A 13,800-nucleotide genomic window follows, 5' to 3' on the forward strand; every position below is an offset into this window, starting at 1 on the left:
GAGTTACGCGGCCGGCACGGTGATCGCGACGCCGCTGACGGCACCGCCCGCCGTGGTGTGGATCAGGTCGGGGTACGCCACCCGGCCGTCGCCCACGCTGTAGAGGAGTCGCACGTCCTGCGTGTTGAAACCCTTCATCGTGAAGGTGCCGTCGGCGCGGGGGGACGTCTCCACGCCCGCCCAGTCACCGGTGGTCGGGTCGACCGCGGTGATGGACACGCACCGCAGGCAGGTGCCTTCGGGCACGGTGACCGTGCCGCTGACCGTGCCCGTGGCCGGCAGCGCCACATCCAGGGTGGTGGTCTCGCCCGCCGTCACCTGCACCGGCGTCGCGGACGACCGGGTCGCCGCGTTGCCGGACCACGCCCACGCGTGCCTCCCGTCGAACGCCGGGAAGGCCAGCTTCCACTGGTACGGGCCGAGGTTGCGGATCTGGTACTGACCGCCGTCGTACGTGCAGGAGGAGTTCGGCCCGGCGTTGGCGTCGAAGGCCGGCCCGGTCGGGCTGGGGCAGACATCGGCCACGCCGGCTCCGGTCGCGGCGTCCCGGACGACCCCGGTCACGGTGCCGGCGCCGTCCAGCTTGACGGTCACCCGGATGCGCTCGCCCGGCGTCGGCGCGAAGACCTTGGCCAGGGCCGGGTCGCCGGTTCCGCCACCGGTCGTCGAGACCCACTGCGCGCCGTGCTCCCCGTCGTACGGAGCGACGAAGAGCCGGAAGTGGTCGGCGGCGAAGAGGTTCTTGTAGTCCACCTCGGAACCGCACTGGCCGTACTGCGAGACATCGGTGTGCACCGGGTCGGCCAGAGTGGCGCACGCCCCGCTGACCGGTTCGCCGGTAGTCGCGTCGACGAAGTCGACGTGCAGGCTGACCGACTTCTCCAGCTTGACAGTGGTCTTGGTGGTCTCCCCCTCGGTCACGGTCACCGGGCCGAAGAGGCCGTTGACGTAGCTCTCGTCGGGGTCGTAGCCGCCGCCCTTGTAGGTGCCGACCGGGATGTCCTGGAACCGGGCCCGGCCCTGGCTGTCGGTGCAGGTCGTCTGGAAGGAGAATCCGGGGCCGTCCTGCGGGTACCAGCAGTAGCCGGCGATGGCGGCGCCGGTCTCCTGGTCGACCGCCTTGACGACGAGATTTCCGACCGGGGGCCGGGTGAGGTTGACCGTCGTCGTCACGTCCGCCTTCACGGCGAAGTAGGGCGCCTCGTACTCGGAGCTGGCCCCGCCGTTGAAGAGCACCTGGCCGCTCGGGAAGGTGAACTGCGCCTGATAGTTGGTGTCGGTCTCGACCCGGCTGAACCGGTAGCGCCCGGCGTCGTCGGTCGCCGCGTTGCCGACCCAGTTGCCACCGCGCCGCAGCTCGACGTTGACGTGCGGGATGCCGCCACCCTTCCGGTCCACCACACGGCCGGCGACGTCGCCGTACTGGATGGGCATCAGCGGGATCTGGAGGGTGGCCGGGGCCGTGATCAGGTCCGCCTCCCAGCTGTTCCGGTGGCCCCAGAGCCATTCCTCGACGTAACCGTTCGCGTTCACCTGGACGGTGTACTGGCCGGCCGGGGCGTCCGGGAACGCGAAGTGGCCGGCGGTGTCGCTGTTGGTGAAGTTCCACTGGGAACCGTCCTGCTGCTGGATGACGATTCCCGCCCCGGCGACGGGCGCGCCGGTCAGCTTGTTGGTGATCGTGCCGTCCAGGCCGGCGGTTTCCGTCGCCTGGGCCGGGCCGGTGAGGCCCATGACGGCCAGCAGGCCGGCCGTCGCCGCCGCGCCCAGCGCGCGCAGCACCCTACCCTTCATTGTTTCCCCGTCTCTGAAAGTACACAGAGGTCATCCGGCCCGCAGCCGGAGACATCACCCTCCATGGATGGTGCCCGGACGGTACCAGTCGGTGGCCACGCCGCCTGTCCCTCCGGACGGCAGGGCGATCAGCGGTCACGGGTGCCGGCGTCGTCGGCGGGTCAGGTCGTCAGCCGTACGTGGCCGATGGTGCCGATGGCTTCGATGTTCCAGCGCTTGCCGAAGGCGTGCAGCCGGGTGATCAGTACCCGGCCGATCTCGTCGGGCAGGTGAGGATCTACGACGAGTTCACCGTTGCGCGCCTCGCCGGCGAGCATCGCCCGCATCATCAACATCGGCGCGCCGGTCGCCCACGCCTGCGGGCTGCACGGAGTCGGGTACGGCACCGGGAACCTGCCGTGGGTACGTGAATGGCCTGCGAACGTCTCGGGCAGTCGGAAGTCGAAGGCCGCGGCGGCGTCGAGCATCGCGAGCGCCAGCTGGTTCACCTCCGCGCGGAAGCCGTACCGGGTGAGCCCGGCGGCGATCAGCGAGGTTTCGTGCGGCCACACCGTGCCGGTGTGGTAGCCGATCGGGTTGTAGCCGCTGTCATCTGTGGACAGGGTGCGGATGCCCCAGCCGGAGAACATGGACTCGGACATGAGTTGCCGGGCCACGATCGGTGCGCGGTCCTCCGGCACGATGCCGCTCCAGAGCAGGTGGCCCATGCTCGAGGTCATCGAGTCGATCGGGCGTTTGTCGCCGTCGAGGCCGACGGCGTAGTAGCCGCCGCGCTCCTCGATCCAGAAGTCGCGGTTGAATCGCTCGAGCAGCTGCTGGGCCTCCGCCCGCAGCCGGGCTGCGAGCCCGGGGTCGGCGAGCGGGCCGTCGGCCAGCTCAGCCATCCGCAGCTTCGCGTCGTACGTGTAGCCCTGGATCTCGCAGGTCGCGATCGGCAGGACCGGCAGCTCCGCGTCGGCGAACTGGATCCCGTCCCAGGAGTCGCGCCAGCACTGGTTGCCGAGCCCTTCCGGCGAGCGGGTGCCGTACTCGACGTACCCGTCGCCGTCGCGGTCGCCGTACCGGTCGATCCAGTTCAGCGCGGCGAGGGCGTTGTCCCGCAGGGAACGGACGAACTCGTCGTCGCCGGTCCACCGCCAGTATTCCGACAGCAGGATGAGCCACAGCTGGGTGGCGTCGGCGGTGCCGTAGTACGGGCCGTACGGCTTTTCGCCCAGTCGGGTCAGTTCCCCGCCGCGGACCTCGTGGAGGATCTTGCCCGGTTCCTCGTCGGTGAAGTCGTTGCATGTGGTGCCCTGGAACCGGGCCAGCGCGGTCAGGGTGCCGCGGGCCAGGAAGGGATTCAGGACGATGGTCTGATACGCCATGATCAGCGCGTCCCGGCCGAAGAGGGTGAGAAACCACGGCACTCCGGCGCTCGGCAGCAGCACCTCCTCGCCACCGATCCTGGCCCTCGCCCGCAAGGCGAGGAGGTCGTCCGACGCCCTGTACAGCATCCGGGCGAGCAGCTGGGAGTCCGTTTCGATATTGGGCCGCTCGGCGAGCCACCGGCTCGTCGGGTCATCGCGCGGCTCGCCCTCATCGAAGCGGACGTGCACGGACGGCAGATCCATCGGCCCGAGCGCCAGTGGCACGTGCAGGTCGACCCGCTGCTGTTCACCGCGCTGCAGGTCGAGATCCCAGACGAGGTCGTCACCGTCAACCCGCGTTGCGGGCGGGCGGGCGTGCACGACCGTGTCCGCGTTGAACCCTTCATTGGCGTAGCAGAACTGGAGTCGGGATCCATCCGCCGCGTGCTCGCGGGTGATCTTCGCGGACCGGTCGCGTACGCCACTGCCCCTGATCTCCAGCAGGTCGGCGAAGTCGGTCCCGACCTGCAGTCGCAGCTCGACCCGGGCCGGCCTGGCGGCGAACGACGTGATGTCGATCCGTTCGTGCAGCCCGTTCCGACCGACGACACGCCGCCGCCGTACGTCTATCGCGTTAGCGGGAAGCTTCGGGTGGCCGGGGTTGGTCAGAAAGAAGTCGGCGGAGTAGTAGTCGGTCACCGCCGAGCCCAGTGCGATCAACCGCTGGCCGTTGATCGTGAGCAGCCACCGGTTGAGATGCCGGGTGTCCTCGACCAGCAGGCCGCCGATCGAACCCGGCGGGACGTCGCCCGACGCATCGGAGTACATGAACGTCCGGCCGTCGAGCACACCGATCGCGTCTGGGCCGAGCCCCGGTGGGAGCGTGGCCACTTCCTGGCCGGCCGTCCGTACGTCGACCGTGATCCCGGGCAACGGATCCGCGGGCGTCGCCCGCTTCGACGTGCTGTCCACGGCACCCTCCCCCAGGGCATTTCGGAGCCCACCAATCTTCACGGTACGAGACGTGCTGGCCCATCGAGCCGATTCCGGCGGTTCCGACGGGTGTTCGAGGAGACGCACGTGGAGGAACAACCGCGGACCAGGCGCACAGAGCCTGTAAGCGAGAGTTGCCGGGACTACGAACCCGTCGCCGGTGCCGCGGCCGTTCCTGAACGGCGCTGGGCCGTGAATCTATGCGCGCGGGTGGCAGTGGCTTTCGAGCAGGGCTCGCAGCGGCGCGGGATCGCCCGTCACCAGCCCGCGCTTGGGCAGCACGAGCACCGCCGCACCGATCCGCTCGGACGCGCGCGTCCCGTCCGCCTGGGAGCGCCGGGGGCGGGGGTGCACACCCCCGCCCCGGGCCGGTCGTCGGTCAGCCCCAGTTCTGCGGCGCCGGCTGCCGGGTGGTGGCGTTGATCCGGTTGAAGAAGTTGGTGGTGGCGATCCAGAGCACCAGCGCCGCCAGTTCCTTCTCCCCGAAGTGCTTGGCGGCCTCGTCCCACACCTCGTCCGGCACCGCGTCGCTCCGGTCGGCGAGCCGGGTCGCGTGCTCGGCCAGGGCGAGCGCGGCCCGCTCCGCGTCGGTGAAGTAGGGCGTCTCGCGCCAGGCGGCCACCGCGAAGAGCCGCTCCTCGGTCTCGCCGTTCTTCCGTGCGCCGCGCGCCCCGGAGTCGACGCAGGCGCTGCACCCGTTGATCTGGCTGGCCCGCAGGTGGACCAGCTCCAGGATGGTGCCCGGCACGCCGGCTGAGTACGCGGACTTGTAGAGGAGGTTGACCGCCTTCACGGCGTCGGGGAGGAGAGCGGCCGGGTTCTGGATGCGAGCCTCGAGAGACATTTTCAATCCGTCCTGTCCTGTTACGCTGGCCGGCGTTCGCCGCGCGGCCGCTGTCGTCGTCCGTCACCGTGTTGTCGAGAGCCGGGCCGGCGGCGTGACACATGTGACGGCGGTCACCCGGAAGGCCGTGGGGGATGGCGAGGCCGTGAGCGACACCGACCTGTTGGTCCGCAGCTTCGAGGAGCAGCGCCCCCGCCTGCGCGCGGTGGCCCACCGGATGCTCGGCTCCGCCGCCGAGGCCGACGACGCCGTGCAGGACACCTGGCTCCGGCTGAGCCGCGCCGACGCCGGCGCCATCGACAACCTGCCCGGGTGGCTGACCACCACGGTCGGCCGGGTCTGCCTGGACCGGCTGCGCTCCGCCAGCATGCGGCACGAGGAGGCCACCGACGAGGCGGGGGACGGGCCGGCGGGCGAGGCGGCCGGCGGGCGGGACCCGGAGCAGGAGGCCCTGCTCGCCGAGTCGGTCGGCCAGGCGCTGGAGGTGGTGCTGACCACCCTCGGTCCCACCGAGCGGCTGGTGTTCGTGCTGCACGACATGTTCGCCGTCTCCTTCGAGGAGATCGCGCCGGTGGTGGATCGCACCACCCCGGCGGTGCGGCAGATCGCCACCCGGGCCCGCCGCCGGGTGCAGACCCGGTCGGCCGATCCGGTCACCGACCCCGCCCGCCAGCGCCGGGTGGTCGAGGCGTTCCTCACCGCGTCCCGGGAGGGCCGCTTCGACGACCTGGTCAGCCTCCTCGACCCGTACGTGGTGCTGCGCGCCGACGCCGCCGCGGTGCGGATGGGCGGGACCGCGGAGTCGCGCGGCTCGTCCGTGGTGGCCGACTTCTTCAACGGCCGGGCCCAGGGCGCCGTCCCCGCGTTCGTGGACGGGCTGCCCGGTGCGGTGGTCGTCGTGGACGGCCGGAACCGCCTGGCGCTCAGCTTCACGGTCACCGACCGGATCATCGGCATCGAGGTGGTGGCCGACCCCGACCAGCTCCGCGAACTCGACCTGGTGGTGGGGTGAGCCGGGCCGTCGAGGAGTCGAACCGGGCGATGCTGCGCGCCCGGGACGCCATGGACCGGGCGTACGCGGAGCCGCTCGACGTGCCGGCGCTGGCCCGGATCGCACACGTCTCGGCGGCGCATTTCATCCGCACCTTCCGGGCCACCTTCGGCGAGACCCCGCACCGCTACCTGCAACGGCGCCGGGTCGAGCGGGCCATGTACCTGCTGGTGGAGACCGACCAGCCGGTCACCGAGATCTGCCACCTTGTCGGCTTCGGCAGCCTCGGCACGTTCAGCCGGACGTTCCGCGACATCGTCGGTGAGTCGCCGTCGGCCTACCGGCGGCGCAAGGCGCCCGCGGCGGGCGTGCCGAGCTGTTTCACCAAGGCGTGGATGCGACCGAGCGCGTCGGCCGGCGAACCCGTCACTTTTGGATAAGCGCCAGGTCAGCAGGCTGCTCTAGCGTTTCAGTCATGACGATGACCTCGATTTCCCGCTCCCAGATCTATGTGCTCGACCAGGACGAGGCGCTCGACTTCTACGTCGGCAAGCTCGGCCTCGAGGTGAACACCGACCAGGACCTCGGCTTCATGCGGTGGCTCACGGTCAACGTGCCGGGCGACCCGGAGCACGAGATCCTGCTGGAGAAGCCCGGCCCGCCGGCCCTCGACCCGGCCACCGCCGAGCGGGTCCGGGAACTGCTGACCAAGGGTGCGATGAGCGGCTGGCTCTGCCTCACCACCGACGACGCGCACAAGACCTACGAGAACCTGGTGGCCAAGGGCGTGGACATCACCGACGAGCCGACCGAGCGGCCGTACGGAATCGACTTCGGGATCCGCGACCCGTTCGGCAACCGGATCCGCATCGGCCAGATGCACGCCCGCGGCTGACCGGCGGGACCCCGCGGTCGGGAGGCGGCGGCTAGTCTCGCCTCTCCCGACCGTGGAGGTGACCCGAGTGCCCAGCCGACTGCTCTACCTGGTGCGGCATGCCGAGCAGGACCGACCGGAGGAGGGCGCGGACACCGGCTTGTCCGAGCGGGGGCGCCGGCAGGCGACCCTGCTGGCCGAGCGGCTGCGCGGCACGCCGTTCGCCGCCGTGCACCATGGACCGGCGCGACGGGCCGCGGAGACCGCGAAGCTGGTCTGCGCCGCGCTGCCGGGTGTGCCGGTGCACGAGGACGACCGTGCCGGGGACCACCTGCCGCACGACACCGACCCGGCCGGCCTGCCCGAGCGGTATGCGGCCTTTCTCGCCGGGTTCACCGAGCGGGAACGGCTCGACGGGCCGCGCGTGACGGCGGAGGCGGTGGCCCGCTTCGCGACCGCACCCGCCGAGGGCGACGTACGCGAGCTGGTCATCACCCACAACTTCCTGGTCGCCTGGCTGGTCCGGCACGCGCTGGAGGCCCCGGAGCGCCGCTGGATCGGGCCCGTTCACCTGAATTGCGGGCTGACCGTGATCCGCTACAGCTCCGATGTCCCTCCGACGCTGATCGCGCTGAACGACGTCGCCCACCTCCCTCCCGACCTCCGCGCCACCGGCCTCCCCCCGGCCTACCGGATCTGACCCGGTACCACGCCATCGATCATGAGGTTGGCGGGGTCGAAGCGGACATTCCGCACCGCCAACCTCATGATCGACGAGGCGGGGGCGGGCGGGGTCAGGCGGAGAGCAGCTTGACCACGGCTTCGGCCAGGGGGCGGGCGGACTGGGGGTTCTGGCCGGTGGCCAGGCGGCCGTCGACCACGACCTGCTCGGTGAAGTTGGGGGCCGGGACGTGGTGGGCGCCGGCCTCGGTCAGCTTGTCGGCGAGCAGGAAGGGGACCTCCCCGGTGAGGCCGACGGCCGCCTCCTCGTCGTTGGTGAAGCCGGCCACCCGCTTGCCGGCGACCAGGTGCGAGCCGTCGGAGAGCGTCAGGTTCACCAGCGCCGACGGGCCGTGGCAGACGGCGGCCACCACCCCGCTGCGCTCGTAGATGGAGCGGGCGATCCGGGCCAGGTCCGGGTCGTCGGGGAAGTCCCACATGGTGCCGTGGCCGCCGGCGAAGAGGACCACGTCGTACCCGGTCGGGTCGACGTCGGCGGCCTTCGGGGTGTCCGCCACTCCGGCGCTGGCGAGGAAGTCGTTCTGGGTCGGGTCGTTCTCGTCCCGGCCGTCGAGCGGCGGCTGCCCGCCGGCCACCGAGACGAGGTCGACCTGGTAGCCGGCGGCCCGGAAGACCTCCCACGGCTCCGCCGCCTCGCCCACGTAGAAGCCGGTCCGGCGGCCGGTCCGGCCCAGCTCGGAGTGACTGGTCAGCGCGATGAGTGCACGAGTCATGCCGACCATGCTGGCGCGTGGATCCATAGCTGACCAATAGGCGAAGCTGGCACCGGCGATAGGTTTGCTGATGTGAAGGTGTCCCTGGACCTGCTCCGCAGCTTCCTCGCCGTGCACCGGTCGGGATCGATCACCGGGGCCGCGGAGCTGCTCGGGCTGGCCCAGCCCACGGTGACCGCCCAGCTGCGCGCGCTGGAGGAGGCGGTCGGCCGGCCGCTCTTCGAGCGGCTGCCCCGGGGCGTCACCCCGACCGCGGCCGGCAACGAGTTGGCGCGCCGGGTCGCCGACCCGCTGGACCGGCTCGCCGCCGTGCTGGCCGAGGATCCGACCACGGCGTACCCCCGGACGGTGTTCCTCGGCGGGCCGGCCGAGTTCCTCGCCGAGCGGGTGCTGCCGGCGCTGGCCGGCCCGGTCGCCGACGGCCTGGAGCTGCGGGTCTCGGCCGGGCTGCCGGAGCGGCTGGTGGACGACCTGGTGGCCGGGCGGCTCGACCTGGCCGTGAGCAGCGTGCGCCCGCGCCGCCGGGGAGTGGCCGTGGAGCCGCTCTACGACGAGGAGTTCGTGCTGGTGGCCGCCCCGGCCTGGGCCGGGCGGCTGCCCGACCCGGTCACCGCCGCGGCGCTGCGCGACGTGCCGCTGGTGGCGTACGGCGAGGAGGCCCCGATCCTGCGCCGGTACTGGCGGACCGTCTTCGACACCCGGCTCACCCGGACACCCAGCCTGGTCGTGGCGGACCTGCGGGCGGTCCGGGCGGCCGTGGTGGCGGGTGCCGGGGTGAGCGTGCTGCCGACGTACCTCTGCCGGGGTGAGCTGGCGTCCGGCGCGCTGCGGGCGCTGCTCGCGCCGCCGGTGCCCCCGCTCAACACGCTCTTCCTGGCCGCCCGGCCCGGGGTGACCGGCCGGCGCGAGGTCCAGGCGGTGCGGCGGACGTTGCTGGCGGCGGCGGCCGGCTGGTGAGGGCCGGGGTCAGCCGGTGGCGCGGGTGAGCAGGTCGACCACGGCGGCGGTGGCGGGCGGCGGGGTCGCCTGGGGCGGGCAGTCCACGTAGCCGGTGGTGGTCGGGCCGACGGTGAGCCGGTAGCTGAACGCGTCCGCGCACATGGTCGCCGGGACCGTGGCGGTCGCCTCGGCCGCCAGCCGCGAGTCGGCGGCGAGTTGCCGCAACCGGTCGAGGTCCGCGTCGCTGAGTTGGCCGGTGCGGGAGGCGCCGGCCCGGTCGACGCGGGTCCACCGGCCGTCGGGCTGCACGGTCACGGTGTCCTGGAGCCCGGCGATGCCGCCGGACTTCGTCAGCACCACCGGCACGGCCGGCGTGGCGGTGGCCGGAGCCGGGCCGTCGGACGCGGGCCCGCCGCCGGTCTGGGCGCAGCCGGCGAGCGGGGTGAGGAGCGCGGCGAGGAGGGTCGCCGCGACGGGGGTGGCTCTCATGCCCGATCGGACGCACGGTGCAGCCACCCGGTTCCGACACGCTCCGTCGCATCGTCCGAACGGTCAGTGTCTCCGGCAGGAAAGCGCTCGCACCCTTTCACGTTCTTCGATGTATCGCTATATCTACATCAGTGACTACCCCCGTCACAACTTCCCCCCTTCAGGAGGGCCCGTGAAAAGATCCCTCGCCGCCGTCAGCGCAGCGCTGCTCACCAGCGGCGTGCTGGCCTGCGTCACCACCACGGCGCACGCGGCAACCCCGAGCGCCCCGTCCCCCGAGTCCGCCGCCGCAACCCGGGCGGACAGCCTGCTCCGCGCCAACCCCGGTGCCGTCCAGGGCGCCGGCGGAGAGGCCTACCAGGCCGTCCGCACCAAGGTGGACTCCTCCGGGGCCACCCACACCCGCTACACCCGGACCTACCACGGCCTGCGCGTCTACGGCGGTGACTTCGTCGTCCACACCGCCCCGAACGGCACGCTGGCCGGGACCTCGGTCGGCCTGGCCGCGCCGCTCACCCTGAGCACCACCGCCAAGGTCGGCTCGGCGGCGGCCAGGGCCAGTGCGCGCAAGGCGTTCTCCGGCTCGCTCACCTCGGTGGGCACCCCGGAACTCTTCGTCGACGCCAGTTCCGGCCGGGGCCGGCTGGCCTGGGAGACCGTCGCCAGCGGCTGGCAGGCGGACAAGCAGACGCCGTCCAGGCTGCACGTCGTCACGGACGCCACCACCGGCGCGGTGATCGGCTCCTACGACGAGATCGAGACGGTGGTCGGCAGCGGCCAGGGCATCTACACCGGCACGGTCAGCATCGACACGACGCTCTCCGGCAGCACCTACCAGATGGTGGACCCGTCGCACGGCAACGGCCGTACCTGCGACATGAACAACACCACCGGCGGCACCTGCACCACCTTCACCGACCCCGACAACAACTGGGGCAACGGCACCAACTCGAACCGGCAGTCCGCCGGCGTCGACGCCCACTTCGGCGCCGCGAAGACCTTCGACTACTTCAAGAACGTGCACGCCCGCAACGGCATCTTCGGCAATGGCGCCGGCGTGCCGAGCCGGGTGCACTACGGCAGCAACTACGTCAACGCCTTCTGGGACGGCTCCCAGATGACCTACGGCGACGGCTCGGGCAACTCCCGCCCGCTGGTCTCGCTCGACGTCGCCGGGCACGAGATGAGCCACGGCGTCACCGAGGCGCTGTCCGGCCTGGTCTACTCCGGTGAGCCCGGCGGCCTCAACGAGGCCACCAGCGACATCTTCGGCAACATGGTGGAGTTCTACGCCGCCGCGCCGAGCGACCCGGGCGACTACCAGGTCGGCGAGAAGATCAACATCAACGGCAACGGTACGCCGCTGCGCTACATGTACAACCCGTCGCTGGACGGCTCGTCCGACTCCTGCTGGTCGACCAGCACCAAGAACAAGGACGTGCACTACTCCTCCGGCGTGGCCAACCACTTCTACTTCAACCTGGCCGAGGGCACCGGCTCCACCGCGTACGGCACGTCGCCGGTCTGCGGCTCGGCGCCGGCGGTGACCGGCATCGGCCGGGCCAAGGCGGAGAAGATCTGGTATCGGGCGCTCGACGTGTACTTCACCTCGAACACCTCGTACGTCAACACCACCACCCCGTCGAACACCGCCCGGGCCTACACCCTCCGGGCGGCGACCGACCTGTACGGCAACTGCTCCACCGAGTACAAGACCGTCCAGGCGGCGTGGACCGCGGTGAACGTGGCCGGCAACGACGCGCCCTGCGGTTCCACCGGCAACGACTTCTCCGTCTCGCTCTCCCCGACCTCCGGCTCGGTGACCGCGGGCGGTTCGGTCTCCACCACCGTCGCCACCGCCACCACCAGCGGGACCGCGCAGACCGTGACGTTCTCCGCGAGCGGCCTGCCGAGCGGCGCCACCGCGTCGTTCAGCCCGTCCTCGGTGACCTCGGGCGGCTCGTCCACGCTCACCATCGCCACCACGGCGAGCACCCCGTCCGGCACCTACTCGGTCACCGTCACGGGCGCCGGCTCGGTGAGCCACTCGGCGACCTACACGCTGACCGTGAACGGCACCGGCGGCGGCTGCACCGGCGCCGGCCAGAAGCTCGGCAACCCGGGCTTCGAGTCGGGCAACACGGTCTGGTCGTCCACCTCCGGCGTGATCGGCCAGTACGCCTCCAGCGGCCAGCCGCCGCGTACCGGCACCTGGAACGCCTGGCTGGACGGCTACGGCAGCACCCACACCGACACGCTCTCCCAGTCGGTGAGCCTGCCGAGCGGCTGCACCTCGTACAACTTCACCTTCTGGCTGCACATCGACTCGGCCGAGACGACCAGCAGCATCCAGTACGACAAGCTGACCGTGCAGGTGCTCAACTCCTCCGGCAGCGTCCTGGCGACCCTGGCGACCTACTCGAACCTGAACAAGGCCACCGGCTACAGCCAGAAGTCCTTCTCCCTGGCCTCGTACGCCGGCCAGACCGTCACCCTGAAGTTCACCGGCACCGAGGACATCTCGCTCCAGACCTCCTTCGTGGTCGACGACACCGCGGTCAACGTCTCCTGACCTGACCGCCCGACCCCGGGGCCCGGCGGCCACCCCACACGGGTGGTCACCGGGCCCCGCCCGTTACGGTCGCCGGGAGGACCGGCGGCGCGAGGGGGAGAGATGTCGGACGCGGAGTTGACCGTCACGGTGAGCGGGCCGGTGGCGACCGTGGTGATCCGGAACCCGGCGCGCCGCAACGCCATGACGCCGGCCATGTGGCGGCAACTCCCGGTGCTGCTCGACGGCCTGGAGGCGGACCCGGCGGTGCGCGTGCTCGTGCTCACCGGGGCCGGCGGCACCTTCTGCGCCGGCGCCGATCTGGGCGACCTGGACGAGCTGCTGGAGGCCGGGGACGGCAGCATCGCGGTGGCCGCCGAGGAGCGGCTGGCCGCGTTCGGCCGGCCGACGGTGGCCGCGATCGAGGGCGCCTGCGTCGGCGGCGGCTGCCAACTCGCCGTCGCCTGCGACCTGCGCCTCGCCGCGGCGGACGCCCGGTTCGGTGTGCCCCCGGCGCGGCTCGGGCTGGTCTATCCCGCGCCGACCACCCGGCGGCTGGCCCGGCTGGTCGGGCCGTCCGCCGCCAAGCACCTGCTCTTCTCCAGCGAGCTGGTCGACGCCGAGCGGGCGCTGCGGATCGGGCTGGTCGACGAGGTGCTGCCGGTTGACGCGCTCGCGGCCCGGGTGGCGGCGCTGTCCGCCACCATCGCCGAGCGCTCCCGGCTCACCGTGGCGGCGGCCAAGGAGATCGTCGACGGGCGGGCCGACGCCGACCGGGTCGCCTGGTGGCACGGGCAGGTGCGGGAGAGCGGCGAGGCCCGCGAGGGGATCGCGGCGGTCACCGAACGCCGGCCGCCGCGCTTCGGCTGGACCCCGCCGGCCGCCGGCTGACGCCTCACGCCGTGACCCGGTGCTCCGGGCGGTTGGCCAGCGCGAGGAGTTCGTCCACCGACCACTGGTCGTAGACGTGTTCGCCGTGCTTCGCGGCGAGCACGCGCCCGTCGGGGGCGAGCAGGAAGTCGGCCGGCAGCCCGAGGCGCCCGCCGTGCGGCGTGGCCGACGGCGGCCGCTCCCGGCCCCGCAGGTAACCCCAGCCACTGCGGGCGACGGCGCGCAGGATCGGCCACCAGGCGCGCGGGTCGAGCAGCGACCGTTTCGCGGACTCGACGCCGAACTCCCGGTAGAGCCGGCGGTCCGGGTCGGCGACCACGGCGAACGGCAGGGCGGCGACGTGCTCGCGCAGCTCGTCGGCGGGGGAGTGGAAGAGCACCACCTCGCGCACCCCGGCGGCCTCGATCTCGGCGTGCCGCCGGACGATCGAGCGCAGGTGCAGGTTGCAGACCGGGCAGCCGGCGAAGCGGCGGAACTGGAGGTGGACCAGCCGCTCGGGATCCGGCACGGCGACCTCGGGGCCGGTGACGGTGGTCAGTTGACGGCGGGTGACGACGGTGCCCGTGGCGTACATGCGTGCTCCCGGTTGTAGGCGTACGGCGTACTCCTACAACCGTAGGCGTATCTTGTA

Annotated in this window: 13 protein-coding genes; 7 read left to right on the forward strand and 6 right to left on the reverse strand. The window is 72.1% G+C overall.

What is annotated here, in order from left to right; translation table 11 throughout:
- Positions 1-3: 3 nt before the first annotated feature.
- The 3 genes from ABZV78_RS07540 to ABZV78_RS07550 all read right to left on the reverse strand — a co-directional run bounded on the left by ABZV78_RS07540 (position 4) and on the right by ABZV78_RS07550 (position 4,980).
- On the reverse strand, positions 4-1,794 hold the full coding sequence (locus ABZV78_RS07540) for a carboxypeptidase-like regulatory domain-containing protein (protein WP_355636267.1): 1,791 nt from the start codon (positions 1,792-1,794) through the stop codon (positions 4-6).
- 161 nt (positions 1,795-1,955) lie between these two features.
- Positions 1,956-4,115, reverse strand: coding sequence for a glycogen debranching N-terminal domain-containing protein (locus tag ABZV78_RS07545; protein WP_355636269.1), 2,160 nt, complete (start codon positions 4,113-4,115; stop codon positions 1,956-1,958).
- Between the two features lie 400 nt (positions 4,116-4,515).
- A complete protein-coding gene (locus ABZV78_RS07550; protein ID WP_355636270.1) occupies positions 4,516-4,980 on the reverse strand; it encodes a carboxymuconolactone decarboxylase family protein in 465 nt (154 codons plus the stop codon).
- A 145-nt stretch (positions 4,981-5,125) separates the two neighbouring features.
- On the opposite strand from ABZV78_RS07550, the gene ABZV78_RS07555 reads away from it, so the two are divergent.
- The 4 genes from ABZV78_RS07555 to ABZV78_RS07570 all read left to right on the forward strand — a co-directional run bounded on the left by ABZV78_RS07555 (position 5,126) and on the right by ABZV78_RS07570 (position 7,545).
- Complete coding sequence (locus ABZV78_RS07555; protein ID WP_355636272.1) at positions 5,126-5,992, forward strand: sigma-70 family RNA polymerase sigma factor; 867 nt, start codon at positions 5,126-5,128, stop codon at positions 5,990-5,992.
- Positions 5,989-6,411, forward strand: a complete 423-nt coding sequence (locus tag ABZV78_RS07560; RefSeq protein WP_355636274.1) for an AraC family transcriptional regulator — start codon at positions 5,989-5,991, stop codon at positions 6,409-6,411. Before ABZV78_RS07555 ends, ABZV78_RS07560 begins: the two co-directional genes overlap by 4 nt.
- A gap of 35 nt (positions 6,412-6,446) precedes the next feature.
- The gene (locus ABZV78_RS07565; protein ID WP_355636275.1) at positions 6,447-6,866 is read left to right on the forward strand and encodes a VOC family protein; all 420 of its coding nucleotides are present in this window, start codon (positions 6,447-6,449) and stop codon (positions 6,864-6,866) included.
- Positions 6,867-6,933: 67 nt separating this feature from the next.
- Entirely contained in the window at positions 6,934-7,545 is a 612-nt protein-coding gene (locus ABZV78_RS07570) for a histidine phosphatase family protein (RefSeq protein WP_355636277.1), read from the forward strand.
- Between the two features lie 94 nt (positions 7,546-7,639).
- Here the strand turns inward: ABZV78_RS07570 and ABZV78_RS07575 are convergent, their stop codons facing one another.
- Positions 7,640-8,299, reverse strand: coding sequence for a type 1 glutamine amidotransferase domain-containing protein (locus ABZV78_RS07575; RefSeq protein WP_355636279.1), 660 nt, complete (start codon positions 8,297-8,299; stop codon positions 7,640-7,642).
- A gap of 72 nt (positions 8,300-8,371) precedes the next feature.
- On the opposite strand from ABZV78_RS07575, the gene ABZV78_RS07580 reads away from it, so the two are divergent.
- Entirely contained in the window at positions 8,372-9,256 is an 885-nt protein-coding gene (locus tag ABZV78_RS07580; RefSeq protein ID WP_355636281.1) for a LysR family transcriptional regulator, read from the forward strand.
- Between the two features lie 9 nt (positions 9,257-9,265).
- Here ABZV78_RS07580 and ABZV78_RS07585 read toward each other — a convergent pair whose 3' ends face one another.
- Complete coding sequence (locus tag ABZV78_RS07585) at positions 9,266-9,727, reverse strand: protealysin inhibitor emfourin (RefSeq protein WP_355636282.1); 462 nt, start codon at positions 9,725-9,727, stop codon at positions 9,266-9,268.
- Between the two features lie 172 nt (positions 9,728-9,899).
- On the opposite strand from ABZV78_RS07585, the gene ABZV78_RS07590 reads away from it, so the two are divergent.
- Positions 9,900-12,299, forward strand: coding sequence for a M4 family metallopeptidase (locus tag ABZV78_RS07590; RefSeq protein ID WP_355636284.1), 2,400 nt, complete (start codon positions 9,900-9,902; stop codon positions 12,297-12,299).
- A gap of 102 nt (positions 12,300-12,401) precedes the next feature.
- Positions 12,402-13,169 (forward strand): enoyl-CoA hydratase/isomerase family protein, encoded by a 768-nt coding sequence (locus tag ABZV78_RS07595; protein WP_355636286.1) that lies wholly within the window; start codon positions 12,402-12,404, stop codon positions 13,167-13,169.
- A 4-nt stretch (positions 13,170-13,173) separates the two neighbouring features.
- On the opposite strand, the gene ABZV78_RS07600 is transcribed toward ABZV78_RS07595, so the two are convergent.
- Entirely contained in the window at positions 13,174-13,743 is a 570-nt protein-coding gene (locus ABZV78_RS07600; protein ID WP_355636288.1) for a peroxiredoxin-like family protein, read from the reverse strand.
- Positions 13,744-13,800 lie beyond the last annotated feature (57 nt).

This window comes from Micromonospora sp. NPDC004540 (assembly GCF_040610095.1).
GTDB lineage: Bacteria > Actinomycetota > Actinomycetes > Mycobacteriales > Micromonosporaceae > Micromonospora.

What these genes read in the sequence shown, in the direction of transcription:
- ABZV78_RS07540 (WP_355636267.1), bottom strand. Translation starts at nt 1,794, where the DNA reads ATGAAGGGTAGGGTGCTGCGCGCGCTGGGCGCGGCGGCGACGGCCGGC.
- ABZV78_RS07550 (WP_355636270.1), bottom strand. Translation starts at nt 4,980, where the DNA reads ATGTCTCTCGAGGCTCGCATCCAGAACCCGGCCGCTCTCCTCCCCGAC.
- ABZV78_RS07565 (WP_355636275.1), top strand. Translation starts at nt 6,447, where the DNA reads ATGACGATGACCTCGATTTCCCGCTCCCAGATCTATGTGCTCGACCAG.
- ABZV78_RS07575 (WP_355636279.1), bottom strand. Translation starts at nt 8,299, where the DNA reads ATGACTCGTGCACTCATCGCGCTGACCAGTCACTCCGAGCTGGGCCGG.
- ABZV78_RS07585 (WP_355636282.1), bottom strand. Translation starts at nt 9,727, where the DNA reads ATGAGAGCCACCCCCGTCGCGGCGACCCTCCTCGCCGCGCTCCTCACC.
- ABZV78_RS07595 (WP_355636286.1), top strand. Translation starts at nt 12,402, where the DNA reads ATGTCGGACGCGGAGTTGACCGTCACGGTGAGCGGGCCGGTGGCGACC.
- ABZV78_RS07600 (WP_355636288.1), bottom strand. Translation starts at nt 13,743, where the DNA reads ATGTACGCCACGGGCACCGTCGTCACCCGCCGTCAACTGACCACCGTC.